Source organism: Woeseia sp. D3-10 (assembly GCF_055809415.1).
This window is the reverse complement of the sequence record NZ_JBVVTW010000007.1, coordinates 1560054-1586893: the sequence shown is the minus strand read 5'-3', so window position 1 is coordinate 1586893 and position 26840 is coordinate 1560054. Positions and strand designations below refer to the sequence as shown.

At 57.7% G+C, this 26840-nt stretch carries 21 protein-coding genes; 8 read left to right on the top strand and 13 right to left on the bottom strand.

The window, feature by feature from the left end:
• Positions 1-31 precede the first annotated feature (31 nt).
• Positions 32-631, top strand: a complete 600-nt coding sequence (locus AC0L8N_RS07765; RefSeq protein WP_473667035.1) for a DUF1318 domain-containing protein — start codon at positions 32-34, stop codon at positions 629-631.
• Between the two features lie 41 nt (positions 632-672).
• On the opposite strand, the gene AC0L8N_RS07760 is transcribed toward AC0L8N_RS07765, so the two are convergent.
• From AC0L8N_RS07760 to AC0L8N_RS07750, 3 genes are read right to left on the bottom strand one after another with little or no spacing between them, the layout of a single operon-like run.
• Entirely contained in the window at positions 673-1098 is a 426-nt protein-coding gene (locus AC0L8N_RS07760) for a YqaA family protein (RefSeq protein ID WP_473667033.1), read from the bottom strand.
• On the bottom strand, positions 1095-1787 hold the full coding sequence (locus tag AC0L8N_RS07755) for a gamma-glutamyl-gamma-aminobutyrate hydrolase family protein (protein ID WP_473667032.1): 693 nt from the start codon (positions 1785-1787) through the stop codon (positions 1095-1097). Before AC0L8N_RS07755 ends, AC0L8N_RS07760 begins: the two co-directional genes overlap by 4 nt.
• The gene (locus AC0L8N_RS07750) at positions 1784-2791 is read right to left on the bottom strand and encodes an amidoligase family protein (protein WP_473667031.1); all 1008 of its coding nucleotides are present in this window, start codon (positions 2789-2791) and stop codon (positions 1784-1786) included. The genes AC0L8N_RS07755 and AC0L8N_RS07750 overlap by 4 nt, the downstream gene beginning before the upstream one ends.
• Positions 2792-3003: 212 nt before the next feature.
• Between AC0L8N_RS07750 and AC0L8N_RS07745 the strand changes: the two genes are divergently transcribed.
• Positions 3004-4110, top strand: a complete 1107-nt coding sequence (locus tag AC0L8N_RS07745; protein ID WP_473667030.1) for an AI-2E family transporter — start codon at positions 3004-3006, stop codon at positions 4108-4110.
• 110 nt (positions 4111-4220) lie between these two features.
• Here the strand turns inward: AC0L8N_RS07745 and AC0L8N_RS07740 are convergent, their stop codons facing one another.
• A complete protein-coding gene (locus AC0L8N_RS07740) occupies positions 4221-5411 on the bottom strand; it encodes a BaiN/RdsA family NAD(P)/FAD-dependent oxidoreductase (protein WP_473667029.1) in 1191 nt (396 codons plus the stop codon).
• A gap of 576 nt (positions 5412-5987) precedes the next feature.
• Positions 5988-6695 carry a TetR family transcriptional regulator gene (locus tag AC0L8N_RS07735; RefSeq protein ID WP_473667028.1) on the bottom strand — a complete coding sequence of 236 codons (708 nt, stop codon included), beginning with the start codon at positions 6693-6695 and terminating at the stop codon, positions 5988-5990.
• A 136-nt stretch (positions 6696-6831) separates the two neighbouring features.
• Here AC0L8N_RS07735 and AC0L8N_RS07730 point away from each other — a divergent pair, with 136 nt between their 5' ends.
• From AC0L8N_RS07730 to AC0L8N_RS07720, 3 genes are read left to right on the top strand one after another with little or no spacing between them, the layout of a single operon-like run.
• On the top strand, positions 6832-8001 hold the full coding sequence (locus AC0L8N_RS07730; RefSeq protein WP_473667027.1) for an efflux RND transporter periplasmic adaptor subunit: 1170 nt from the start codon (positions 6832-6834) through the stop codon (positions 7999-8001).
• Between the two features lie 10 nt (positions 8002-8011).
• Entirely contained in the window at positions 8012-11143 is a 3132-nt protein-coding gene (locus tag AC0L8N_RS07725; protein ID WP_473667026.1) for an efflux RND transporter permease subunit, read from the top strand.
• A complete protein-coding gene (locus tag AC0L8N_RS07720; protein ID WP_473667025.1) occupies positions 11136-12524 on the top strand; it encodes an efflux transporter outer membrane subunit in 1389 nt (462 codons plus the stop codon). The genes AC0L8N_RS07725 and AC0L8N_RS07720 overlap by 8 nt, the downstream gene beginning before the upstream one ends.
• A 44-nt stretch (positions 12525-12568) precedes the next feature.
• On the opposite strand, the gene AC0L8N_RS07715 is transcribed toward AC0L8N_RS07720, so the two are convergent.
• Positions 12569-15397, bottom strand: coding sequence for a PAS domain S-box protein (locus AC0L8N_RS07715; protein ID WP_473667024.1), 2829 nt, complete (start codon positions 15395-15397; stop codon positions 12569-12571).
• 223 nt (positions 15398-15620) lie between these two features.
• Between AC0L8N_RS07715 and AC0L8N_RS07710 the strand changes: the two genes are divergently transcribed.
• A complete protein-coding gene (locus AC0L8N_RS07710) occupies positions 15621-15995 on the top strand; it encodes a DUF7009 family protein (RefSeq protein WP_473667023.1) in 375 nt (124 codons plus the stop codon).
• A 116-nt stretch (positions 15996-16111) separates the two neighbouring features.
• On the opposite strand, the gene AC0L8N_RS07705 is transcribed toward AC0L8N_RS07710, so the two are convergent.
• Positions 16112-16720, bottom strand: coding sequence for a BON domain-containing protein (locus AC0L8N_RS07705; protein WP_473667022.1), 609 nt, complete (start codon positions 16718-16720; stop codon positions 16112-16114).
• Positions 16721-17067: 347 nt separating this feature from the next.
• On the opposite strand from AC0L8N_RS07705, the gene AC0L8N_RS07700 reads away from it, so the two are divergent.
• Together AC0L8N_RS07700 and AC0L8N_RS07695 are read left to right on the top strand one after the other, a co-directional pair.
• Entirely contained in the window at positions 17068-18513 is a 1446-nt protein-coding gene (locus tag AC0L8N_RS07700) for a cryptochrome/photolyase family protein (protein ID WP_473667021.1), read from the top strand.
• A 190-nt stretch (positions 18514-18703) separates the two neighbouring features.
• Positions 18704-19288 (top strand): TetR/AcrR family transcriptional regulator, encoded by a 585-nt coding sequence (locus AC0L8N_RS07695; RefSeq protein WP_473667020.1) that lies wholly within the window; start codon positions 18704-18706, stop codon positions 19286-19288.
• A gap of 14 nt (positions 19289-19302) precedes the next feature.
• Here the strand turns inward: AC0L8N_RS07695 and AC0L8N_RS07690 are convergent, their stop codons facing one another.
• From AC0L8N_RS07690 to AC0L8N_RS07665, 6 genes are all read right to left on the bottom strand, one after another.
• Positions 19303-20931 (bottom strand): flavin monoamine oxidase family protein, encoded by a 1629-nt coding sequence (locus AC0L8N_RS07690; RefSeq protein ID WP_473667019.1) that lies wholly within the window; start codon positions 20929-20931, stop codon positions 19303-19305.
• Positions 20932-21034: 103 nt separating this feature from the next.
• Complete coding sequence (locus AC0L8N_RS07685; RefSeq protein ID WP_473667018.1) at positions 21035-21937, bottom strand: carbon-nitrogen hydrolase; 903 nt, start codon at positions 21935-21937, stop codon at positions 21035-21037.
• Complete coding sequence (gene speA / locus AC0L8N_RS07680) at positions 21934-23928, bottom strand: biosynthetic arginine decarboxylase (RefSeq protein ID WP_473667017.1); 1995 nt, start codon at positions 23926-23928, stop codon at positions 21934-21936. The genes AC0L8N_RS07685 and speA overlap by 4 nt, the downstream gene beginning before the upstream one ends.
• A gap of 11 nt (positions 23929-23939) precedes the next feature.
• Positions 23940-24911 carry a deoxyhypusine synthase family protein gene (locus tag AC0L8N_RS07675; protein WP_473667016.1) on the bottom strand — a complete coding sequence of 324 codons (972 nt, stop codon included), beginning with the start codon at positions 24909-24911 and terminating at the stop codon, positions 23940-23942.
• A gap of 112 nt (positions 24912-25023) precedes the next feature.
• Positions 25024-26079: an agmatine deiminase family protein gene (locus AC0L8N_RS07670; RefSeq protein ID WP_473667015.1), complete on the bottom strand. Its 1056-nt coding sequence runs from the start codon at positions 26077-26079 to the stop codon at positions 25024-25026.
• A 186-nt stretch (positions 26080-26265) separates the two neighbouring features.
• Entirely contained in the window at positions 26266-26826 is a 561-nt protein-coding gene (locus AC0L8N_RS07665; protein ID WP_473667014.1) for a hypothetical protein, read from the bottom strand.
• Positions 26827-26840: the final 14 nt, after the last annotated feature.

Genomic DNA, 26840 nt, shown 5'->3' with positions numbered 1-26840 from the left:
TGCAACAACATCCCCGATGGAGATGAATCGAATGAACAAGCTAACCCTGAGCCTGGCCGGCATGCTCGTTGTCCTGGTTGCCGCGTGCGTAACAATCAACGTCTATTTTCCGGAAGCGGCGGCTGAACAGGCGGCTGACCGGATCATCGACAAGGTGCGTGGTGAAACGCCCGAGGGCGGCGCATCGTTGCAGCGCGAAGATATTGCCGAGGTACCGGTAATGCTTGCGTTGGCAAAGGGCTATGTCGGGTTTTTTATCGCCGATGCGAATGCTCAGAGTGGCGTGGACTTCGACAAGCCATCGGCTGAGAAGCAGGCTTTGGAGGCCTCCCTTGCGCAACGGTTTTCTTCGCTGCGCCCTTACTACGAGTCCGGCGCGATAGGGCTCACGGACGACGGGCTGATCGAGATTCGTGATCGCGGGCTGGTACCGTTGAAGGATCGCAATACCGTCGTGCAACTGGTATCCGCGCAGAACAATGACTGGAATGCGCTCTACGCTGAAATTGCGCGGGTTAACGGGCATCCGGAATGGCAGGACGAAATTCGCCGCACGTTCGCGAAGCGCTGGATCGCCAAAGCGGATAAGGGCTGGTATTACCGCGAAGGCGGCACCTGGAAGCAGCGCTAACGGACAACGACGCGCAGGTTGATCGACTCAGCCTGCGTTCGTCAGTTCGCGAGGTGCACGATCCCGATGAGGGCTGCGTAACGCGCGGCTTTACCGATAGCAACGAGTGCCAGGAAAACCCAAAAGTTAACCCGCATCAAACCGGCAACAAAGGTTAGCGCATCGCCGCCTATCGGCGCCCATGCGAGCAACAACGACCACACGCCGTAGCGTTGAAACCAGCGTTGCGCGCGGCCAAGCCGCTCCTCGCGGAAGGGAAACCAGCGGTGCTCCCGAAACCGCAGCAAGTACACGGCGAGCGCCCAGTTCACGGCCGAACCCAGGGTATTGCCGACCGACGCGGTTAGCCACAGAAGTACAGGGTCATGGCCTTGCAGTAGCAAGCCAGCGAACAAAACCTCGGAATACGCTGGCAGTATCGTCGCCGCCAGGAAAGCCGCCAGAAACAAGCCACCGTAGACAATCACGACTGCCGGTTCCGTGCCGCCTGGTAGTGAGTTGCTGCCGTCAGCAGTGCACGAAACAGCCGTCGTTGCCGCGCCGAATAAATCAAGAACTCCGGGTGCCACTGCACGCCGTACAGGAATGGGCGGTCCGGCCCCTCAACCGCCTGCACGATGTTATCGAGATCCCGCCCACTGATAAGCAGGCCATCGCCAACCCGGTCGATGCTTTGGTTGTGCAGACTGTTAATGCGGATATCGCCGGGTCCGAGTACCTCCGCGAGCTTGGAATCACTGACCATGCAGAAGGTTTTCAGCGGCAGGATAAAGCGTCGCCGGGACGTCTTGTGGCGGTGTTGTCGCAGATCCTGGAACAAGCTGCCACCCATGCGCACATTGAGCAACTGAGCGCCGCGGCAAATACCGAGCAACGGCGTTTGGTCGTGCAATGCGGAATCGATGATGGCTGCTTCAAACCGATCGCGCTCCGGGTCGTAGTTGCCCACGACTTCGGCTTCCGCTTTGTACAGCGTCGGTTCGACGTCGTGACCACCGCTGATAATGACGCCATCAAGTGGCGAGGTGTCGACGGGGTCGCCCGGTCGCAGCTGCAGCGCCCGGCCGCCAGCGAGCCAGACGCCGAGGTGTATGCAGAGACGGGGTCCTATCGCACCGCGTTGTGGGCCGGTAATGCCGATGAGCGGACGACTCATGCGTCGTCGTTGACCTCGGGCATCGCGGCTACTTCATCGGCCCAGTTGTCGAACAGGCGGCCCAGCGGTTTATCCAGCCACGACGCATAGTCACCGCACAGCTTGTTGAGCCGGTCACGGTCAGCGGCCAGGCTTTCGACAACCAACCAGTCGCCCCACGCCAGGTGCACGCCCCAGTCTTTGCGGTCAATTTCGCAATTGGGTAGTCGGTAGTGCAGGGTGGGCCGCGGTTTGACGCGCGGGTCGTCCACCACTGCGCGCAAACGCTTTTTGTCGAGGTGCATGAACAGCGGCAACATGTCGAGTGCCCGGTTTCGGGTTGGGTTATCGGCCAGGTAATCATCGATCAGCTGTGACTGATCGGGCCAGTACTCCGGATCAACTACCTGACGAACATAGCGCTCCGGAAACGCGGCACTAAAGCCGGTCAAGCGGCGGGTCAGGTCGACTTTGCTCCTCACCGCGAGCCAGTCGTAGAGACAGAAGAAGGCTTTCAGGTAGCGACTGATCGTATCGGCCTCAAGGTCAGGCAATTCCGGATTGAACTGCATGCCGAACGCATAGGTAACGCCGGCACCAGAACCTTTTGCGCCCGCTGTCCGCAAACGCGCGATCAGCGCCTGTATATCCGCAAGCCGCTGCATAGGCAGAGGCGGACTAACGATCTCAACCGGCACGATAGCTTCGGCGCCGGCACGTAGCACGCCTTCGGCCATTTCGTTGATCAACGCGAGTATTTCGTCATCAGCGGGTTGCTCGCGGCCCAGTTCCTTCAGGTATCCGTAGTCCAGTTCGACACCCCATTCACCGGCGTCGTCACCGCTCACGAAGTGCTCGTAGGGAGTGTCCTCGCGGACCGTGCCGTTGAGCCGGGTAGCAACTACCTGACTGACATCGCTGACGCTTAAGCCAATCATCTCAAGTTCAACGCCAATCCGGCGCGGCTCGCCGTTGGCGGTATGCGTTGCCGCTGGCAGCGGCACGGACCATGCGTCGAAATTCATCGGTTTGCCTGTTTGCTCCACAGTGACGGACCCTAACAAATGGCGGTAATGACCGCGAACGCCGTGATGGCGGTTGTATACCACGATTACCCTGGTGGAACGGACAATGACACGGCGCCTCATTCAGGCGGAACAGGCCGGCAGGACGGCACCCGTGTATTTCCTGAACCAGTCGCATCCGGCGCGCGAGTTTTGTGTAATGATTGCGACCTATGAGTAATCCGCAAAGCTACACCACACACATGAACAGCGTCAGTCGCTGGTTTCGGCGTCACCTCGAGAATCCGCAAGTCGTCACATTGACGCTGGCGTTGCTAAGCCTTGGTCTGTCGATCTACCTGTTTGGCAACATGCTGGCACCGGTGCTGGCCGCCATCGTCATTGCCTATCTGCTGCAGGGTCTGGTGTTACGCCTGGAACGGCTGGGTGCGCCACACTTGCCCAGCGTGCTGCTGGTGTTCATTGGCTTTATATCGTTTGTGGCCATGATGCTGTTTGGGCTTCTGCCGCCACTGATACGCCAGCTGACACGGCTTGTTGGCCAGGTGCCGCAAATTCTTGAGCGTGCGCAGGCGCTGCTGCTGCAGTTGCCGAAGGAATACCCCAACTTTCTGTCCGAGGCCCAGATTCAGGAGTTTATCGCCGGACTTGGCTCCGAATTCATTCGTCTTGGGCAGCCAGTGTTATCGTATTCAATGACGTCGCTGGTCGCGTTGATCACCGTCATCGTGTACGTCGTGCTGGTGCCGTTGTTGGTATTTTTCATGATTCGCGACAAGAACCGCATACTTACCTGGCTGGCTGAATTTCTACCGAACGAACGTCAGCTGGCGGGCACTGTCTGGCAGGAAGTGGATGCGCAGATTGGCAACTACGTGCGCGGCAAGTTCTGGGAGATCATCCTGGTGGGGTCTGTAACCTTTGCCGTATTCTCAATGCTGGGTTTGCAGTTCGCATTGTTGCTCAGCGTACTCACCGGGCTCTCGGTGCTGATCCCTTATGTCGGCGCGGCCGCTGTTACCGTGCCGGTCGCACTGGTCGCGTTGTCGCAATGGGGACTAACTGCCGACTTCTACTACGCGATCCTTGCTTACGGAATCATTCAGGCGCTGGATGGCAACCTGCTCGCTCCGTTGTTGTTCAGCGAAGTGGTCAATCTGCACCCGGTAGCAATCATCGTGTCGATACTCTTCTTTGGCGGTATCTGGGGCTTCTGGGGTGTGTTTTTCGCCATTCCTCTGGCAACGCTCATTCAGGCAGTCCTGCGGGCCTGGCCTGGCGCGCCTGTTCCGCTGGCGACTGAAACTGACGCTGCGTAGTCGTTGCATGGGTTAAGAGCCGGCGGCGAACTTTGCGGTGACCCGGTGACCCGGTGACCCGATGACCGGTAGGCCTTAGCCGGCCATGCTGTCTGGCAAGAGCAGTGCCGCTAGACGACCTGTCCCGCAGCGTGTCCCGACGCCCAGGCCCATTGAAAATTGAAGCCGCCCAGGTGGCCGGTGACATCCACAACTTCGCCGATGCAATACAGTCCACGCTGTCGCCTGGCTTCCATCGTCTTCGATGACAACTCGTTGGTGTCGATACCACCCAACGTGACTTCTGCCGTGCGGTAACCCTCGGTAGCTGCCGGTCGTAACGACCACTGCTGCAGCCGGTTCGCCAAAGCGTCGAGGTAGCGGTCGCTGAGTTCGCAAAGCGGCGAGTCGCTAACGTCAGGCCAAAGCAACGTTTGCAACTCCAATACCAGCGCTCGCGGCAACGTGCCGGACAACACCGTGCGCAATACGGCTTTCGGTTGGGCGGTCTTCGCGTTCACGAGGAACTCCGCAGCGTCCATTCCCGGCAGCAGGTTGCATTCAATGCTCTGGCCCGGCGACCAGTAACTGGAAATCTGCAATGCAGCGGGCCCGCTAAGACCTCTGTGAGTGAACAGAATGCTTTCTTCGAACCGGGTGTCAGCATGTGACAGTGCAGCGGGTGTACTCACACCGGACAATCGGCTCAGCATGTCCTGTGTCGCGCCAGCAAATGTGAATGGCACCAGCCCGGGTCGGGTCTCTAGTAACGTGAGATCAAATTGTTTCGCGAGCTGGTAGCCAAACCCGGAGGCACCCATTTTCGGAATGGAGAGACCGCCGGTTGCGATAACGAGCGATCCCGCGGCAAATTTTCCGTGGGCGCAGTGAACTTCGTAGTGGTCGGTGTAAGCAACGCTGCTGATGTCACTGCTGGTGAGAATTTCGACACCGGCCTGTTCGCACTCTGACAGCAGCATGCCAACTATTTGCTTGGACGAGTCATTGCAAAATAGCTGGCCTAAAGTTTTCTCGTGCCACGCGATGCGGTGCTTTTCGACCAGTGCAATAAAATCCCATTGCGTGTAGCGGCTGAGCGCCGAAATGCAGAAGTTTGGATTAGCGGAGAGGTATCGCGATGGTTCGCAATACAAGTTGGTGAAATTGCATCGCCCACCGCCGGACATCAGTATTTTCTTACCGACCCGGTTGGAGCCCTCCAGCACCAGTACCCGGCGACCGCGTTGTCCGGCTGCTATTGCGCACATCAGACCGGCTGCGCCGCCGCCGAGGACGATAACGTCGTATTTTACTGCTGCCATAAGATCGAAACGTTGTAAGGGCCGTCAGGCCGGGCTTGCCAGTGTATGTGGCGCAACAGACTGTTCGTGCCGCCATCGATCGCAGAACTGAATCGATGGCGAGGACTTAGCCCGCATTGCGGCGTGCCATCGGGACGGCGAACTACTCCGCAACGGGCGACTGTACGCGATATGCGGTCTGACATCTTCCGCACCAGCGCTTTATCTTGTGTGCCGGCTACGGTGAAACGCCGTAGGAGTGTCCCTGATGCCTTGTCCGGCATGCTTGGGTGGCAACGGCTTGCGGGAGCTAACCGCTGTCAGCAACCTTGGCATCGAATAAGCCGTCATAACATCGGTGACATAGAAGGCAGGCAGAATCGGCCGTCAGCCCTGCGTCGTGCTGGCGGCATGCGGATGCCGAGTTTACGTCTGTGCGCCGATTACGTGGTTCGCAATAAGCCGGACGGAATATTTTTCGATGGCTTTGTCCAATTCAGCGTGGCTCGTTCGACTACCCACTACAAAGCGTGTGGCCGTGGAGTTACCTCCGCCGGTACTTGACTGCCTGGAAGAGTCAATAAAGTGAGCGTTATTTCAGTCCGAATGAACAGCATCGCGGTGACCGGGAGCACCGCTACGTCCTCGCGCCTGGCCGTTTACAGTCTTGCGTTGCCGGGCCGCGATGTCCCGGTGGATGAGGCCGTCAATGTATATGTCGACATAGGCCTCGGCAGAGTCCTCGAGGTTAGTGGAGTCCGGGTTCATGAGCCAGTTGTAGATCAGCCCCTCGATATAACAAAACAATCCATTGATGGCCGTTTTGACGTCGGTGGATTCCGGCAACTGGCCTGCCTTGATTGCAGCTTCAAAAAGTTCGGTGACGTTGAGTGCACATTCTGCGCGCGATTCACGCAAGCGCGATTTCATAACCGCAGCATCGTCAACGTTCTCACACTTGTGCAGGAGAATATCCCAAACCTGCTTGGTGTTCGGGTCGGCGACGGCACGGCGCAGGCAATCGACTGCCTGACCGCGAATGCTTTCGAGCGGGTTCGCACCTGGCGAACAGTTTTCACAAGCCCAGGAGACATCAACCGGCATTTCGGTTCGATGCCAGAGTGCTTCAACGAGGTCAGTCTTGTTCTTGAAGTGCCAGTAGACAGCGCCGCGGGTCACGCCTGCGCACGCCGCAATGTCAGCGAGCGAGGTGTTGGTAACCCCTTTTTCGCAAAACACTTTGCCTGCCGCATCGAGCAGGTTTTCGCGCGTTTCCAGCGCTTCTTGTTTCGTCTTTCTGGCCAATTGCGGTCCTCAGGTTTCGTTTGCCGGGCTGCGGTGTCGCCAATAGTACATTAATCTTTACAAACATACATGAATGTATGTATATTTCCGCGCCCACAAAAGCAAACCGTTCCCGGCGCCGCCCGTTGGAGTTTCCATGCGATCTAACATCTTGTTTTTAATTATTATTTTACTGCTCGCTCTGGTCCAGGTCGGGTGCTCCGGCAATGCCCAGGAAATGGCGGCGTACCCGCCGCCGGCGGTATCCGTGCTGAATGTGCAGCCGCACAGCGTTCCGGTCGAGCGGGAATACGTAGGTCGCACGATGGGTTCGCGCGAGGTGGAGGTGCATGCCAGGGTGACCGGCATCATTGAAGAGCGACTGTTCGAGGAGGGTACTGCCGTGCGCGCGGGCGACCCCTTGTTCCGCCTGGACCGATTACCGTTTGCGGCCCGAGCGGCCGCCGCGGAAGCGGATCTTGCACGCGCCCGCGCCGAACACGCAAGAGCGGCACGTGAACACGCACGCCTGAAACCACTGGTCGCTGCGAAAGCTGTTAGCGCCAAGGAGCTTGACGATGCCGGTTCCGACGAAGCTCTGGCAGCGGCGACAGTGCTGCAGGCAGAAGCTGCGCTGCGTGACGCGCGCATCCAACTGGGTTACACCGACGTGCGTTCGCCGATCGATGGCATCAGCGGGCTCGCCGAGAAATTTGAAGGTGCTTTGGTCTCAGCGGGAACGGACAGCCGGCTAACGACACTGGTACAACTCGACCCGATTGACGTCCATTTTTCCATCTCCGAAAACGAGTGGTTGCAGCAACAAGCGGACCTCGCCAGTGGCGCGGTGGAAAATCCCGAGGAGGCTGGCCTGGAAGTGCGTATCGCCCTCGCCGATGGCCAGGTATTCGAGCGTGTTGGGCACATCAACTTCACCGCGGCCCGTATCGACGAGGCCACAGGCACGTACAACGTCCGTGCGCGCTTCGCCAATCCTGATCAACGTTTGAAAGCCGGCCAGTTCGTTCGGGTACGGGTTACTGGCGCAGAACGCCCTAACGCGATCGCCGTACCGCAGAAAGCCGTACTTGATGGCCCGCAGGGCAAGTTCGTTTTCGTCCTGGGTGAGAACGAGCAACAACAAACTATTGCTGAAATACGACCTGTGACGGTGGGCGAATGGCTCACCGAAGAGGGCGGACAGATGTGGCTAATCACATCCGGCTTGCAAGCCGGCGAACAGGTCATCGTAGACAATTTCGTCAAGCTCGCCCCTGGCGCGCCGGTAACGGTCGTGGACACAGCAGCCGTAGCCGCCGCGCTCTGAGGAATCAAAAATGATGTCCCGATTTTTTATTGATCGCCCGATTTTCGCCACGGTGATCTCTGCCTTCATCGTCATTGCAGGCCTTGCCTCCATCCGCGAACTGCCTGTCGCGCAGTACCCGGAGATCGCCCCGCCCGTAGTACTGGTGCGTGCGATGTACCCAGGTGCTTCAGCCGAGGTCATTGAGAAAACCGTTGCCGCGCCACTCGAAAATCAGATCAACGGCGTAGAGCGCATGCTCTATATGAACTCAACCTCAACATCGAACGGTGTTGTTGAGATCTACGTTACCTTTGATATAGGAGCGGATGCTGACAAAGCGGAGCTCGACGTCAACAACCGCGTCAAACAGGCCGAAGCCCGGTTGCCAGAGGAAGTGCGCCGCCAGGGTGTGACCGTGCAGAAGAGTTCTTCTTCTTTCTTGCAGGTTATCGCGTTCAGTTCAACAGACGGCCAACTTGACGACTTGTTCATCAGCAACTACGTCACGATGAACGTGCTCGACCGACTAAAGCGCACGCCGGGCACAACCAGTGTGCAGATCTTCGGCGCGAAAGATTACGCCATGCGAATCTGGCTGAAACCTGACCGGCTGACGCGTCTAAACCTTACTCCCGATGACGTTGCGCGGGCGGTGCGGGAACAAAACGCACAGTTCGCCCCCGGCAAAGTTGGCCAGCCGCCCTCGCCAAACGGCCAGGACCTCGTCTACACGATAACCAGCAAAGGCCGTCTGAGTGACGCGGCAGAATTCGAGAACATCGTGCTGCGTACCGAAGCGGACGGGTCCATCCTTCGTCTCAAGGACGTTGCCGAGGTGACCCTCGGCTCCAGGGATTACGAATTCATCGGCCGAGTCAATGGCCAGTCGGCGACTCTCGTGGGTATCTTCCTGCAGCCGGGTACCAATGCACTGGCCGTAGCTGACGAAGTGACCAAGGTCGTAGCTGAGTTGGCAAAAGACTTTCCGCCAGGCCTCGAATCCAGCGTTGTGTACAACACGACACGGTTCGTCGAGGTCTCAATCAGGGAGGTTGCCAAGACACTGATTGAGGCGATGATCCTGGTGTTCCTCGTTGTTTACCTTTTCCTGCAAAACTGGCGAGCTACGCTGATACCGTCAGTTGCCGTGCCGGTGTCGCTGATCGGCACCTTTGCCGGCTTGCAATTGCTCGGCTTTTCAATCAATACCCTGACGCTCTTCGGTATGGTGCTGGCTATCGGTATTGTGGTTGACGATGCCATCGTCGTTCTGGAGAACGTCGAGCGCATCATGCACGAGCAAAAGAAATCGGCGTACGACGCAGCCATTCAGGCCATGCAGGAAGTGACCGGGCCGGTTATCGCCATCGTGCTCGTACTCATAGCCGTATTTGTTCCCATTGCATTTCTGGGTGGACTCGCCGGCGAGTTGTACCGGCAGTTTGCTATCGCTATTTCCTTCTCGGTTGCGATTTCCGGCATCGTCGCGCTTACCCTTACTCCGGCATTGTGTGTTGCGTTGTTGAAAGGCAATCAACCAGAGCCCGGACGATTCTTCCGCTGGTTCAATCGGCTGTTTGCAAAGCTGACCCGACGTTACACCGCCGGTGTGGCCTGGATGATGAAACGAGCCACCCTCGGACTCCTGCTGTTCGGCGGCATGGTGCTGATCACGGCGGGTCTGTGGAAGGCAACGCCGGGTTCGCTGGTGCCTGATGAAGATCAGGGTTTTTACATCGCAGCGGTCATGCTGCCCGATGGTGCAACACTGGAACGAACGGACGCAGTCGTTCAGGAGGTCGTCAACCAGGTGTTGTCCAACCCGGCCAACAAGACTGCGGTGGCTTTCACCGGTTTCGACATGCTCGGCGGCGGCTTTCGCAACAGTGCGGCCACCATTTTCGTAACGCAGGTCGACTGGGATGAGCGCGATACCACGGCTGCCGATCTGGTCAACGAGCTGTACATGAAAACGGGTCACATAAGGGACGGGCTGGTACTGGCATTCAACCCGCCGCCTATATTCGGGCTGGGTGCCGCCGGTGGCTTTGAGCTGTACATCCAGAATCGAGGAGACAGCGACCCGGCGGGCCTGAGTGCCGTCGCCCAGCAGTTCGTTCAGCAGGCGAATATGGACCCGTTGCTCATGAATGTCGCAACCCTGTGGCGGGCAAACGCTCCGCAGATTGACGTTGCGATTGATCGCGAGAAAGCGAAGGTTCTGGGAGTGCCTATCGACGCATTGTTCAACACGCTGTCTGGCACGATGGGTACCTACTACGTCAACGATTTCAACAAGTACGGTCGAACCTGGCAGGTCTTGATGTCAGCACATCCCGACTACCGCCAGCGACCGGGCGACATAGGCAATGTCTACGTGCGTTCCGACAGCGGCCAGCAAATACCGTTGTCTTCACTGGCTACCATCAACTTCTCATCAGGTCCGGATACTCAGGATCGGTTCAATAACCTGCCTGCCGCAAAAATATTCGGTAGCGGCATGCCAGGTGTGAGTTCAGGCCAGGCCATTGAACGGGTGGAGCAGATCCTCGACGAGATCCTGCCGGCCGGCTATACCTACGAGTGGTTCGGCGCGTCGTACCAGGAAAAACAGTCCAGCGGCGCTGGCAGCATCGCGCTGTTTCTTGCGGCGGTCATGGTGTTCCTGATTCTCGCTGCACAGTACGAGCGCTGGTCGTTGCCGTTGTCGGTATTGATGGCGCTGCCTTTCGGTACCTTCGGGGCGCTGATCGCGGTGTGGTTGCGTGATATGACCAACGATGTCTATTTTCAGATCGGCCTCGTTACCTTGCTGGGCCTTGCGGCAAAAAACGCGATCCTGATCGTTGAGTTTGCGATGTTGAAAAAGCAGGAAGGAATGTCCGGCTTTGATGCGGCACTGGAAGCGGCCCGGTTGCGTTTTCGACCCATTCTGATGACCTCGATGGCCTTCATACTGGGTGTTGTCCCACTGGCGTTTTCAAGTGGCGCGGGTGCGGCGGCACGCAAGTCCGTTGGCACGGGTGTTATGGGCGGCATGTTGGCCGCGACGTTCCTGGCAATCTTCTTCGTGCCCTTGTTCTTCAGGCTGATTACCAAACAGCGCAAGCAAATACAGACACCGGAAATATCGGCGAAGCTGGAGGTGGCTCATGATTAAGTTAGCCGCAATTCTGCCGCTGTTTGTATTGGCTGCCTGTGCGGTCGGGCCGGATTATCAGCCGCCTGTTTCGCAATTGCCTGGAGACTGGCAACGCCCCGTCGAAGATGCCAGTTATCTGGATAGCTGGTGGGAGCGTTTTGAGGATCCGCAGCTTACGGCCTACATCGAGGAAAGTCTGGAGCGCAATCACGACCTCAAAGTTGCAATGGCGAACGTGGATATCGCCGTCGCGGCACTGCGGCGAAGTCGCTCGGCGTTCTACCCTGGCGCAAAACTTACCGTGGATGCCACTCGCAGCAAGGCCAGTGGCAATGCATCTTTCCCGATACCGACCGAGCCCGTTACGGAGTTTCGGGGTGGTCTCGAACTCGTTAGCTACGAGCTGGATATCTGGGGCAGGGTTCGCCGCGCCAACGAAGCCGCGCTGGCGGAACTGGCAGCAGATACCGCCGTCATGCACGGCGTGCGTTCATCGCTCGCAGCCAACGTCGCTCAGGTTTATTTCCAGGCGCTTGCGCTGGACAAGCAACTTGCATTGCTGAGCCGCCTCCACGCGACGCGTACCGACAACGAACAACTGCAGAAGTTGCGTCTGGACAGTGGCCTGATATCGCCGTACGACTACGAACAGGCGCGCAGTGAAACTGCCGCAGTTGCAGCGCAACTGCCGGGTTTGCGCGAAAGTCGCCGTCAGGCACTAACCGCACTTGCCGTGTTACGTGGAGCGACACCGGAGGCGATGTTTGCCGCGTGGGCATCGCCGCAGAATCTGGCTGAGTTTTCATTGCCGGATGCGCCCGTTGTACCGATGGACCTGCCGTCCGACATGCTGGCGCGTCGTCCCGATGTCATTGCCGCTGAGCAACGGCTGATTGCGGCTAACGCGCGCATTGGCGTGGCCAAAGCCGATTATTTTCCGCGGCTGTCTCTGGGTGGTTTTTTCGGCGGTTTGTCGACCAGTTTCAGTACTCTGGATGCCGATAGTTCACGCAACTGGAATGCCGCAGTAGCGGCGTCCGTGCCGCTGACGAATTTGCATGAGATCGGCACTCGTGTCGACAGTGCTACCGCAGCGAGAGAGGCCGCGGCCGCAGGTTACGCGGGAACAGTGCAACTTGCGTTTCAGGAGGCGTTGAATGCTTTGGGTACGGTTGAATCAACCTCCGAGGTTCGAACAGCGCAACAGAACCGCGTGGTGGCACTCGAAAACGCGTACCGGATTTCAACAGCCCGTTACGATGTCGGCCGAATCGGCTATCTGGAATTGCTGGATGTCGAACGGCAATTGCGTCAGGTCGAACAGCAACAGGTTGAAGCGCAGCTTGCCCAGTTGCAGGCAACCGTGGATCTCTATCGCGCTCTAGGTGGCGGATGGTAAATTGGTTTGACGCGGCGGGAGGTTGATGCCAGTCAGTACCCTGGCTACTCCCGGTTCCTTGCTATAGCCGACCTGCCGCTTAGCGGTACTTTGACCAGTACCCGCGTGCCAACCTCTCCGTTGTTGCCAATCTCGAAGCTGCCGCCGGCCATGGACGCACGCTCGCGCATGCCGAGTATGCCGATGGAGCGGGTGCCGTCCACTACCCCGGGGTCCATGCCGCAACCATTGTCAGCAATGGTCATCTCAAACTGTTGGTCGTTCGCCCGCAGCTGAATGTCGATCCGATCAGCACCGGCATGCCGTGCCGTGTTGGTCATGGCTTCCTGAGCAATCCGGTACAACGTAGAGCGAATTCTAAGATCGAGTTCAGGCAGTTGTGGCGGGCAGTCGAAGAAGCAGCGTATACCGGTGCGCTTCTCAAATTCTTCTATGTGCCATTCGAGAGCGGGAAGCAGGCCGAGTTCGTCCAGCCCGTCCGGTCGTAGCTGCCGTGCGATCCGGCGGACTGAGTCAATTGTGCGGTCGGTCAGTTGTTCCAGCGACTCTAGCGCACGTGACAGTTCATGGCGGCTCGGCAGGGGGGCGCTGCCATTTATCGTGTCGCGTTGGAGCAGGGCAATATCTATCTTCAGTGCGGTAAGCATCTGCCCGAGTTCGTCGTGTATTTCACGGGAAATTGTGGCGCGTTCATCGTCACGAACGTCTTCCAGTCGCATGGTTAGTGTACGGAGCATGGTTTTGGTTCGGCGCTCCCGGTCGAGTGTCTCGTGTAACTCGGTAACATCAAGGCACGCGCCGGAAACTGCAACAGCGTCGCTGTTGCTATCGCGCACGACATCGTTGTACATCTGGACTGTCCGGACCGTGTGATCCGGCCGACGTACCCGGCAACGAATGATCCGGGAAGCACCATCCGCTGCGACGGCGCGTATCGTTGCTTCCGCGATATTGCGGTCCCTCTTCTCGATAAAGCCCAGCAGGTCTTTAAGGCAAGTAACAGGCTCTTCCAGGTCTATGCCGGCTATGCGCCGCAAACCTTCGGAGACGACCAGGCCATCGTCACTGATTTGCCAGTTCCAGCTGCCCATGCTGGCCATTTCTTCGGCGCGGGTCTGCATCTTGTCGTGCAGTATCAAATTGCGTTCGGCGGCACGTATCCGGGTTACATCTCTGCCAACCGATAGTACCAGGCCTTCTTCTACCCACGGGGTGGCGTTCCAGCGAATATCCCGAATCTCGCCGTTGGCGGCGATGCAGCGCAGATCGAACAATACGAGTGATTCGCCCCTTTCGATCGCGGCATGGGCATTCTCTCCGGCTTGCCGGTCGTCCGGCGCAACGAGCTCGGGCATTAATTTCTGCTGCATTTGTTCCGGCGTATAGCCCAGTATCTTTTCGCATGCCGGGTTTGCACGAACTATGCGCCCATCCACATGGGTTACCAGCAGCATGTCTATCGACAAGTTGAAGAAATTGTCGCGCTGATACTCGGCTTCCCGCTGCGCATTGCGATCCTGCAGCAACGCAACAATTTGCGAAACGTTGTTATCCCCTCGCTTGACAGCGGACAGGCTGGCGAGCACCCATTCACTGCCCTCGGGTGTTCTGCAGCGAAAATCGAACTCGCAACCGGGCAACTGGCCTGTACTGATCCTGCCCAGCATCCTGGCAACATCCGGCCAGTCTGCTGGGTTAACCAGTTGTTCGAACGCTAGTCCGGTTGCCGCTTTCTCGCTCACTCCGGTCATCGCTGAGAATGCCGGGTTCACTTCGATCAAGTTCGCCTCGGTATCAATAATGATCGATGCTACGCTGGCACCCGCAAACAGCGATCGAAAGCGTTCTTCGCTGGCCTGCAATACGCTGTTTGCGAGCTTAAGGTCAGCAGTGCGCTCTTCGATTCGCAGTTCCAGCGATTCGTTCAGTGCCTTTAGCTCGTTCTGCGTTTCGCGTTCTGCCGTAATGTCACGGTACGCGATGACCGCGTGGATGTCAGAGCCGGCACCAAACGCCGATACCTGCACATTAAACCAGCGTACGTCGCCCGGACGGGTGTACGGGTAATTCAGAGACACCCGCAGACGTCGGTCGCCGGCGCCGATTTGGCGCAGGGCATCAAGAACATGCTGCGCCTCGCCGATACCGGCGGCGATGGCGTTCTTGCATACCTGCTGATAGTTGACGCCGGGGCCGCTACCGCGGATCAGAGTCTGGTCTTCGTTTTGACTGGCAAAGCTGGACCAGGCGCGGTTCACATGAACGATCTCGCCGTGCTTGTCGATGATAGCTATGTGGTCGCTGAGAGAATCAACGGTCGCGCGCATGAACGTTTGCGACAGTTGCCGCGCAGCATCCGCTCTCTTTGCCTCAAGAGTTGAGCGGCGGAGTTCAATCTGGGTGATGACCAGCCGGGAAAGGGCCTGCAGCGAGGCTCGCTGTTGATCATCTATCTTGCCGGGTTTCTGATCTACCACGCACAGACAACCGAGTTTGTGCCCATCATGGGTTATCAGCGGAGCGCCTGCGTAGTAGCGGATATAGGGCGGACCAGTTACCAGCGGGTTGTCGGCAAACCGGACGTCTGTGCTTGCGTCGCAGACTTCCATGATTCCGTCGAACTCGATCGCATGCGTGCAGAACGAGATATCACGTGCAGTTTCGCTGAATTCGAAGTTGACCCGGCTCTTGAACCACTGCCTGTCGGTATCCGTCAGGCTGATCATTGCAGTGGGCATCTGGCACAGCTCGGTAGCCAGCAGCGCGATGTCTTCGAAGTTTTGCTCTGGCGCAGTGTCAAGCAACGCGTAACGGTGAAGTGCGCTGATGCGTTCTGTTTCGTCCCGTACCGCCGATTTACTGTCAGTCGGCATTCGTGCTCCGTCCACTGAATGATTTGCAGGGACCAGGTTAAAGGTCGCGCTCGAAACCATACTAGAGTTTTTCTTGTCATTTAGACACTGTCGAATGTGCAATCGGATGTCGCGCGCTGCGAAAGCCGGTGACGACCCGCAATCAATTGTCGAAACTGGGCGGTGCGCGGGTAACATTGCGACCACTATTACGCTGTGCACTGGCAGCAATGGACGGTAACGAATGAAACTAAGAATACGTGGCGATACGGTGCGGCTGCGCCTCACGCGCGGCGAGGTTGAGTTGCTCGGCGAAACTGGTTCTGTGACGGAGAAGACCCGGTTCGCCGCCGGGGTCGTCATGGAGTATGGACTTGAAGCCGTGGCGGACCTTGCGGGCTGCACGGCAACCTTTGACGGTGCGGCGATTCGTGTACTGGCGCCGAAACCGGCCATCGACCGCTGGGTTAACTCGGATGATGTCGCCGTCGCTCAGGCTGCCGCCGGTACGCACGACGGGCAGGTTCTGACGGTGTTGATTGAAAAGGACTTCGCCTGTCTGACAGATCGCCCTGGCGAAGATGACAGCGATGCGTATCCGCATCCTGGTGAGTGCTAGCGGCGTTCTCATCGCATCTGTTTGCGGAACAAAATGCCTGTCTCGCAAATACAATAAGGGCCTCTCGCGAGGCCCTTATTGCTTGCGCCAGTGCGCTGCCGTTCAATTGTCAGTGATTATTGGTTACTGACTACGAGCTTGTTTTCCACCCGTTCCACGTCGCCCGTGTTTCTGGCCAGAGCTTCGGCCAGGTCACGCTCCTCGCTCGACTCAACGTTGCCGCTCAACGTTACGACATCGTCCTTGGTGTCAACGTTAATGCTCAGACCTTTGGTATTGCCGTTCGCCATAAGACGGGTCTTCACGGCGGCAGTAGTGGTTGCGTCACCCACTGTTTGCATGAAGTTGTTGGCGGTTTTTTTCGCTTTGCCCGACATCTTCTCCATTGAATTTTCACCGCTCACAGTAAGCTCGTTATTGACTGACGAGACCCCGTTAACGTTCTTCGCGATTTCGCCGGCGAGATCGCGGTCGATATCGGATTCGACTTCACCTTCCAGCAGAACCACTCCGTTCTCTACCTTCGTATCGATGCTGAACGGGTTGAGATGTCGATTCAGAGTGAATGCAGTCTCGATGCGGCCATCCAGCCAGGCATCCTTCATCTTGCCCTGGTAGCCATCCTCCTGATCATCTCCGGCATAGCTGTTGCCTGCGAGGGCAACGCCCAGAATCAAGCCTGGGATCAGCCGTATTCGTGTGCTCTTAGTCGTTGATGTACTCATGAGTATCTCCATATCGCTGAAATCAACCGCGAACCAATTGTTTGGCTCAATGGCAACCGCCAACCTTCCGCGAGTGCCTGGAATACTCAGAGCAGGTTCCGTGCCAACTGCACAGAGGCGCAGCCAAGTGTTTGAATTGGCGCGTTTCCGGGCGATGGCAAGAGACATCGCATAAACGCGGTCGGGTGTTTGCTTGAAAAAATTACAGGCGTTTTTCCAAACACTGCAATCGCTGTCTCAGAGTGGCTGATTTGCCGAAACTCTAGTACGCCGTTACAACTCGTTACGAAATCAGCGGTGTGGCAGTCGTATACTTCTGAGTCACAGTTATTCAGAGGCGGCCGTAAGTGACAGCTTCCGACGTGATCATCGTTTGGTTCAGGCAGGACCTGAGGCTTGCCGACAATCCGGCATTGGCTGCCGCTGCTGCCTCCGGTGCGCGCGTCGTGCCGTTGTATATTTTCGATGAGGACAACGCAGGTGAGTGGGCGCTGGGTGCCGCGAGTCGCTGGTGGCTGCATCAGAGTCTGATTTCGCTCGACAAGTCGTTGCAAGGCAAGCTCTCGGTTCTGGCCGGTGATGCAAACAAGATACTTTCCCGCGCGGCTTCGGAGCTAGGCGCCACCGCGGTGTACTGGAATCGTTGCTACGAACCCTGGCGACTCGACAGCGACCGACGCATACGAAAATCGTTGCAAGCTCAGAGTGTGGCTGTTCGCAGCTACAACGCGTCGCTGTTGTACGAGCCGACAACGGTGCACAAGCGAGACGGATCACCGTACAAAGTCTTCACGCCGTACTACCGGAACGGTTGCCTCGAAAATGGTCCGGAACCGCGCCCGCTAGTGAGCCAGCCGAAGAATCTGGAGTTACTGTCGTTGCCTGGTTCTGCGCAGATAAACGACTTGCAGCTGTTGCCGGCGCATCGCTGGTACGACAGTCTTGCCGCAGAGTGGACTCCCGGTGAACAAGGCGCAGCGCAGAAGCTGGATACCTTTCTTGCCGAGGGCATAGGCAACTACACGAGTGGTCGCGACCGACCCGACCAGCGCTTCGTTTCACGGTTGTCGCCGCACCTGCATTTCGGCGAGCTGTCGCCACATCAGATCCGACAACGCATCATGAAATCCGCGAGCGGCGGCAAAGCCGATGCTAACAGGGAACACTTTCTGCGCGAGCTGGGCTGGCGCGAATTTTCAACGTACCTGTTGTATCACTGGCCGGAGATGCCTCGCAGTAACTTGCAGCGAAAGTTCAATCGCTTCCCTTGGTGTGAGGATCTGTCAGGTCTGAAGAAATGGCAGACCGGCCAAACCGGCATTCCCATTGTCGATGCGGGAATGCGCGAGTTGTGGCAAACCGGCTTCATGCACAATCGGGTGCGGATGATCACTGCGTCATTCCTCGTCAAGAACTTGCTACTACACTGGCATCACGGCGAAGACTGGTTCTGGGACACCCTTGTCGACGCTGATCTGGCCAACAACAGTGCGGGCTGGCAGTGGGTCGCGGGGAGTGGTGCTGACGCGGCGCCTTATTTTCGCATCTTCAATCCGGTAACCCAGGGCCGTCGATTCGATCCGGACGGGCACTACGTTCGCAAATTCGTGCCCGAACTGGGGCAGCTGCCTGACAAGCACCTGCATGCACCCTGGGAAGCGCCGGCGGCTGTCCTGCAGGACGCCGGGGTGTGTCTCGGCCGTGATTATCCGCAGCCGCTCGTCGACCTGAAGAAAAGCAGAGTGCGCGCGTTGGCTGCTTTTCGGTCCCTGTCGCCCGCCGATCCGGGATAGTGCAGCGACCGGCAGCCAACGCAGCACGCTGTGTTATCGATTTGGGTATCCACAAAACCGCAGTCGTTGTTATAGACTCCGTGATTACCGGCAAAAAAATAATGTCCGCTACGGACAAAAAGCCGGTGGTGGCCACGGGCCACCTGTCCGAACTGTTAATGGGGTGTTCGGAAAAGACCGGGGGGTCATTATGTTGGAAGAATCAGCAAGACCAGCGAACGTCCGTACGCGCATTTTGCAGGCAGCTTACAAACTGTTCTCCGAGAGTGGCGTAGGTGCTGTGGGCGTGGATGCTATCGTCTGCGAATCAGGGTGCGCGAAATCGAGTCTGTACAACAATTTCGAGTCGAAAGAAGATCTGGCGATCGCGTTTTTGAAAGAGCGCGAAGCGCTCTGGACCAGGAACTGGCTGGAGGCCAGCGTTCATCGGAATGCGGCAGCTCCGGAAGATCGCTTGGTGGCAATTTTCGATGTTCTGGATACCTGGTTCCGGTCGGCGACGTTTGAAGGCTGCTCGTTTATCAATGTCATGCTGGAGTCGCCGAAAGGGAGCGCGGTGCGGCAAGCCGCGGCGCGACATCTTGCGAACTGTCGGCAGATGGTTGCGGACCTGGCGCGGCAGGCACGTCTCGTAGATCCGGACGGCTTTTCTCAGGTTTGGCACATGCTGATCAAAGGTTCGATAGTTTCCGCCGGCGAGGGCAACAGCTCGGCCGCCGTCGAGGCTCGTCGCGCAGCGACTATGTTGCTTAACGGCTGGGCGCGTAGCGACTGATCGTGCCGTTTGGGTCAGGCAGTGTCGCGGCTGACAATACCGTCAATTGCGTTGTAGGCCGAAAGAATGGCGCCTTCCTGCCAACCCTGCAGCACGCTAAGGTGCTCACCGGCAAGAAACAGCCCATCGTCTCCGTTCAGTAGGACTCCGGGGTTTGACGTGCCCCACGCGCCGCGCTGAAACGGGACTTTGTTCCAGGCCACGCTGATGCCTCGTGCCGCTTCGCCCGCCAATTCGGGATGCACAGCGCTGCCTTGCGCCAGCACGGTATCGATTCGTTGCTGCGGTGTCAGTGCTGTGAACTGACTCCCGGCTGCGCCACCGAACATGTAAGCACCCACGAGCACACCGTTCGCAGAACCCATGTCATTGTTCGGGTACCAGAGTTGGGTGATGTCCTGCGTTGTCCAGGAAATGCCGCCGTAAATATTGTGGTCCTGCTCCCAAAACCGGCGTGACTGGAAAGCCAGCTTGGCCGCCGACGTGTACGCGAAACTGTTGATGGCAGAACTGTGGGCGGCAGAAAAATCGTTTGGAATACTGCGCAGTACAGTTGCAGGAATCGTGCAAACGCAATAGTTCGATTCAATCGTTCGGGTGACGCCACCGGCGTCGCGATATACAACGCGTGCGCCGTTCGCCGTCTTGCGTATTTCGTCCACCGTTGCCTGGTAGATGATGCTCTGTTGCACCTCCGCCGCGAATGCGTGCGCAATGCGGTCCATGCCTCCAACCGGTTGCAACAGGCTTGCCTGTTGTTCGAGGTCATCGCTGAAGCTGGTTCGGAGCTGCCAGAACGTGTCTTCCACAAGGTCTTGCAAAGGCAGTGGAGCGAGCAATAGCCCGCGATCACGGCTGCCGGTGTTCTCCTGGCCCGGAAATCCTGCCCGACTGCTGCCGTTGTAAGTCCCACCGGCGGACAGATCGCCGAACTCGCGCAACATGGCCAAAACATTGGCGCGGTCGGTCGCGGATAACTGCTGGTCCAGTGCATTCTGGTTGATGGCGGTCGACAGCAACTCGGCAATGTAGCCCCGTGAATCGGTGATTACCCGTCGGGCGATCTGCGGTTGACCATTGAATGCATTGGGCGAATGCAATAACGCTGCCCGGTTGTCGTTGATGAAGGGTTCAAGTGCCACGCCGAACTCGCGGCAGTAGCCGAGCAAAAATTCGTGGTGGTGAGGAATACGGGCCGGACCTGCATTGAAGTACAACCCTGGCGCAAGGTCGAACTGGCATTGTTGAGTAGAGTCCGTTTCTATGGCGAGGTCGCCGCTGCGGATCGTGCGGTTGCGGCCACCTGCACGCTCTGTGGCTTCGAGTACCGTGCAGCTGTAGCCGAGCCGCTCCATTTCCAGCGCGGCAGTCATGCCGGCGATGCCTGCACCGAGTATCACGACCGATGAGCCGACGCCGACATTGGCGGGCCAGTCACCGGGGCGCGGTCCAACGCTGCCGTTGCCTGAGTTGCCGGGAGGCGTGGCGGGGGGCGCGGCACTGGATGCCGATGAGGAGCCGCAGCCTGCAATGCCGCTGATGCCCATGGCGGCCATCACCCGCAGCATGGCTGAACCACCGACGGTGCGGCCTATGCCGGACAGGAAATCCCGCCGACTCAATCCTTCACGCGAGGCTTTCATTTGGCCATTGTGCGGCCGGGCCGGGACGCGCGCAATTGGCGATTACATAGAACGAAATCGCATAAGTACGGGAGCAGGCGTAATTGAGTGTGTGCGTCCCGACTTAGTCGTTGTCGAGAAAGCGTTTCGTAATCGGCTCGTAAGCATCGATGCGCCGGTCGCGCAGGAACGGCCAGCCGTGCCGGGTGACCGCCATCTCGCCGAGATCTATCTCGGTTATGAGGACAAGCTCTTCATCCGCTGGCGCACGGGCAATGATGCGGCCGTCCGGTGCAACGATGAAACTCTGTCCCCAAAATTCTATACCACCATCACTTGCCGGGTCCGGCTCGAAGCCGAACCGATTCACCGCGACGACGAAACAGCCGTTCGCAATGGCGTGTGAACGTTGAATGGTTTCCCACGCTTCGTGTTGTTCCTTGCCCACTTCGCCCTTTTCTTCAGGGTGCCAGCCAATCGCTGTGGGATAGAAGAGTATCTCCGCGCCCTTCAATGCCGTCAGTCGTGCGGCCTCCGGATACCATTGATCCCAGCAGATCAGTACACCCAGTTCGGCCTTGTCTGTTTCGAACGTCTTGAAACCCAGGTCCCCCGGCGTGAAATAAAATTTCTCGTAATAACGTGGGTCATCCGGAATGTGCATCTTTCGGTACTTGCCGACATAGCCACGATCGCGATCCAGGACCGCAGTCGTATTGTGGTAGAGGCCGGTAGCGCGCTTTTCGAACAGGCTGGCGATGATTGTCACGTCGAACTCACGGGCGATGTCCGCAAATGAGTCGGTCACTGGCCCGGGAATCGGGTGAGCCAGACCGAAAAAGTCAGCGTCCTCTGTCTGGCAAAAATAGCGCGAGCGAAAAAGTTCCGGCAAGCAAATAACGTCAGCGCCGTCGGTTGCTGCTTTACGCGTCAGGGCAATCGCCCTGTTGGTGTTGTCGTCAACGTCGTCGCCCATCGACATCTGCACGATGCCGAGTTTCAGTTTGCGGGATTGCGTGCCGGTCATGACTTCGCCACCTCGTTCGTCCGACGGGTATCGTAGTAGGTCTCTTGCTGAAAGCAGGCGAGGTATTGCTCGAGTATCTGCATACCGCGTTTCGGCCGGATTTCCCCGGCTTCGATCTTGGCTTTGATCAGCTCGTTCATTCGTCGTTGCAAGTCGTTGGGGAAATACTGTACCTGCGCCAGCATGTCCTGAATCTTGATGCCCGGGATCGTCTTTTCGATCCAGAAGTTGCCATCTTCTTCCTGATCGGCATACACGTGCACTTCAGCAACACGGCCAAACAGGTTGTGAGCGTCGCCCATAATGTCCTGGTAGGCACCCATCAGGAAAAAGCCGAGGTAATAAGGTTCGTCAGGTCTCAACGAGTGCAGTTCCAGGAAGGATTTGTCCTCATTCGACGATACGTACTCGGATACCTTGCCATCGGAATCGCAGGTCAGGTCGACCAGCAGCGCGCGCCGCGTTGGTTTCTCGTCCAGGCGTTGCAACGGCATGATCGGGAATGCCTGACCAATGGCCCAGTGATCCAACACGGACTGGAAAACCGAGAAATCGCAGAGGTACTGATCAACGAGCTTCTCTTCGAGCTCAATGAACTCCGGCGGGCGTGGGTCAGGCGCGGCATACCGCAAGTGCTTCAGCAGCAACGAGCATATGCTCCAGTACAGGCGCTCGACCAGCGCGTCCTGCTCCAGCGGTAAAAAGCCCAGCCGGAACATGGTTGCGGCATCACGGTGGGTAGCATCAACCGTGTGATAGGCCTCGAGCAATTCACTGCTGAGCCATTCGCCCGCTTTCGCGCTACGCAATTCCTCGTGCAGGGCCCCCAGGCGCTTGACGGTGTCGTCGGCATCGCTCGTAGGTGAAAAGTCGTCAGCTATCCGGTCTTTGGTATACGCACCCAGTGTTTCAACGACAAGCATCGAGTGATGCGCTGTTATGGCGCGGCCGCTTTCAGATACGAGTATCGGGTGCGGCACGTCGCGCTGATCGCAGATTTCAGCGACGCTCGTTACGATCGCGTTGGCGTATTCCTGCAGGCTGTAATGTATGGCACCTTCTTCATTGTCTACCGAGTAGTCGACACCGAGACCGCCGCCAACATCCAGATAGCGTACCGGCAAACCGCGATTGACGAGTTCGGCGTAGATCTGGCTGATCTCTTTCGCGGCTTGTTTCAGAATCTGAACATTGGTTATCTGGCTGCCGAGATGAAAATGCAGCAGTACGAAGGCATCGCTGCGACCGAGCTTCTTGAGCTGTTCAACAATTTCGATCAATTCCGGGAGAGAGATGCCGAACTTCGAGCGGTAGCCGCCTGAATCAGCCCATTTGCCGGAGCCGGATGTGCGCAACCGGATACGCACGCCAAACTGCGTCGGCGTGTCGGCCGCTTCCGCGAGCTCCATGAGCTCTTCGAACTCGGCGTATTTTTCCATCACTGGAATTACGTTCTTGCCAAGGCGCTGAGCGGACAGAATTAACGACAGCATGGTCCGGTCTTTAACGCCGTTGCATATCAGCAGCGTATCGTCGTCCTTGAGGTACGGAAGTGAGGCGATCAACTCGGATTTGGAGCCGCACTCCAGCCCGAGGTTGAACGGTTGGCCGGCATCGAATACTTCGTCGACCACTTCTTGTAGCTGATTGACTTTGATCGGGTAGACGCCGCGATAGCTGCCCTGATACTCGTTCTCTTTGATCGCATCGCGAAATGCGTGATTGATCCGCTGTACTCGCGCCCGCAATACATCCTGAAAGCGCAACAGGATAGGCAGGGTCATGCCTTGCTTGATGGCTTCATCGACGACATCCATGACCATAAAGCGCAGGTCACTGTCGTCCAACGGCTGCACGGCAACCTGCCCGCTGTCATCGACCAGGAAGAAACCGTCGCTCCATGATTCGAGGCGATACAGTTCAGCCGCGTCAGCCGCTTGCCAGGTCGGGCTATTGTCGCTTGCGGGCGCTTTGTTGTTGTCGTGACTCATCGAATGTCCGCCTATTGGCCCAGCACGCAGGCAAAGATGAGTGGCGCCACAATGGTGGCGTCCGATTCAATAATGTAGTTCGGCGTATCGGCCGAGAGTTTGCCCCAGGTTATTTTCTCGTTCGGCACAGCACCGGAGTACGAGCCATAACTCGTGGTCGAGTCACTGATCTGACAGAAATAGCCCCAGCGCGGAATATCCGTCATCTGCAGATCCTGCTCCAGCATTGGCACTACGCAAATCGGGAAGTCACCCGCAATGCCGCCGCCGATCTGGAAGAAGCCAACAGACGATGTCTTGCAGATGTCTTTGTACCAGTCCGCCATCATCATCATGTACTCGATGCCGGTACGTACCGTGTGGACATTGCTGATCTCGCCGGTAATGCAATGCGATGCGAAAATGTTGCCGAGCGTTGAGTCTTCCCAGCCCGGTACGATAATCGGCAGATTGCGTTCGGCCGCAGCCAGCAACCAGCTGTCCTTGGGGTCAATCTGGTAGTGCTTTTCCAGTTTTCCGGAAAGAAGAATGCGGTACAGAAATTCGTGCGGAAAATATTGCTTTCCGTTCTTATCGGCATCCATCCATTCTTCAAGGATCACGTCTTCGATACGACGAATGGCTTCTTCTTCAGGTATGCAGGTGTCGGTGACCCGGTTCAGGTGTCGGGCCAGCAATTCCTCTTCGTCGTGCGCCGTCAGGTGCCGGTAGTGCGGAACCCGCACGTAGTGATCGTGAGCGACCAGATTGAAGACATCTTCTTCAAGGTTGGCACCCGTGCAGCAAATGCCTTGCACCTTGTCCTGCCTGATCATCTCCGCAAGCGACAGCCCGAGTTCGGCCGTACTCATCGCGCCGGCCAGGGTCATGAACATGGCACCACCGTTATCGAGGTGCTTAACGTAGCCGTCAGCTGCATCGATCAGGGCCGCCGCATTGAAATGGCGATAGTGGTGGTGGACAAAGTCGCGAATAGCAGTCACGGGAGACACCTCGTGCAGGGGTGAGAAGAGCCGTGCCGGTCGGCGACGGGTCGGAAGTGCTGTAGCGTAAGGAATGCGACCACGCACCGCAAGCGATGCAGTGGCACGTCCTTTAGCCTGGCAGCGCCGGCACCTGCTGGGTCAGGCAGTGAAAGGTGCCAAGGCCGAGCACCAGGTCTCTGCAGTCGATGGGGATAATTTTCCGATCGGGAAAGGCACTCGAAAGAATGCGGGTATTGACGACGTCGTTCGGGTCATCGAATGCGGGCATGAGCACAACACTGTTGCCGATGTAGAAATTGGCGTAACTGGCAGGCAGCCTGTCGCCCTTGTATTCCACAGCCTTTGGCATCGGCATGTCGATGACTTGCAGCGGGCGGCCGTCATGCAGCCGCATCGTTGCCAGCCGCTCACGGTTCTCACCGAGTACGGTGTAGTTGTCGTCAGTGGAGTCGTGTTCGACAACCGTCAGTACCGTATCAGCGTTGACGAAACGAGTAAGGTCATCAACGTGGCCATCTGTGTCATCGCCGACAATGCCGTCGCCGAGCCACAGGATCTGCTGCACGCCGAGGTGATCTTTCAGTGTCTGTTCGATGTCACTCCGGGTCATGTCCGGATTGCGATTGGGGTGTAACAGGCATTGCTCTGTGGTTAACAAAGTGCCAGCACCGTTCACGTCTATGGAGCCGCCTTCGAGCACCATGTCGACAGAGTGGCAAGGAACGCCGAGCGCTGCTGCCATCTGTGGCGGAATCAAGTTGTCCAGTTCATACGGGTACTTGCTTCCCCAGGCGTTGAAGCCAAAATTCAATGCAAGCAGTGGATCAGCGTTGGCAGCACTGCTGGTTACAAAGAGTGCGCCGTGATCGCGGCACCAGGCATCGTTGGTTTTGAAGTGGCGAAACTTTATCCGTTCAGGACTTGCACGGCCTTCAAGTAACGCTGCCACGTGTTTTTCGTGCGCAGCATCCAGCACGTTGATGTACACGGGTTCGCTGGCGGCCAGTGCGGCCACAGCCTGAACCATGACCGGTTCTACGGGGCCAAACTTGCCAGGCCAGCTATCTTCATTGTGCGGCCACGATATCCACGTAGCGAGGTGCGGCAGCCACTCGGCGGGCATGGTGTAGTCATGCAGGAAAGTACGGTGATCGGCGGTCTTCATCGGGCGGGCTCTGGCGAAGCAAGAGCGGATCATACGTGAAGAGGCCATTGCGGCGTCAAATGCCCGTCAATAGCTAACCGCTGCTGACGATCGGGGAAGAAAAAAAACCGGCCCACGGGGGGGGTGTGGGCCGGTCGGGGTTGCTCACTGGCACAGCGTTTCACGGCTGCTGGGTGGAGATCCTTTTCAGTGAGTTTTGAGCACGGTAGCGGTCGACGCGACTGCCTGAACATTGAGCAATGCCAGGTTCTCGCGGACGTCGCGTAGTCGGTCATAGACCTGCAGGGATGTCTCGAAATCCTGCAGGGCGCGCTGCTGGTCTCCTTTGATGACATGCAGCACGCCGCGGTTAGACAGCGCAATGGCTTTGTCGCGGGCCTTGTTTCTGGTGTTTGTATCCATGTATGGGTTGATTGCGGTGTTTATGCTGTTGCGCAATGCGACTGCTTTGTTGCATTCGATCTCGGCTTGCTCGAGCTTCTTTTCTTTCGTGTAGGCAATGCACAGGTTGTTGTGTGCACTAAAGGACGTGCTGCGTAGCCCGGCTGCGGCCAGTTTATCGATCGCTTTCCGGTAGTCGCCTGCGACAATCAGTTTGCCCTCTGCCTGATCGATCAGTGCAATCATCTTGAAGTTGTCTTCCGGTGCGCCAGCCAGAGCCAGTTGCGAGCCTAGCAGTGAAAGAATCAAAGCAAGGCCGTTTCGCCGTAGTCGTGGCATGTAACGTTTGTGACTGGTCGTGTTCATTGATCCTGTACTCC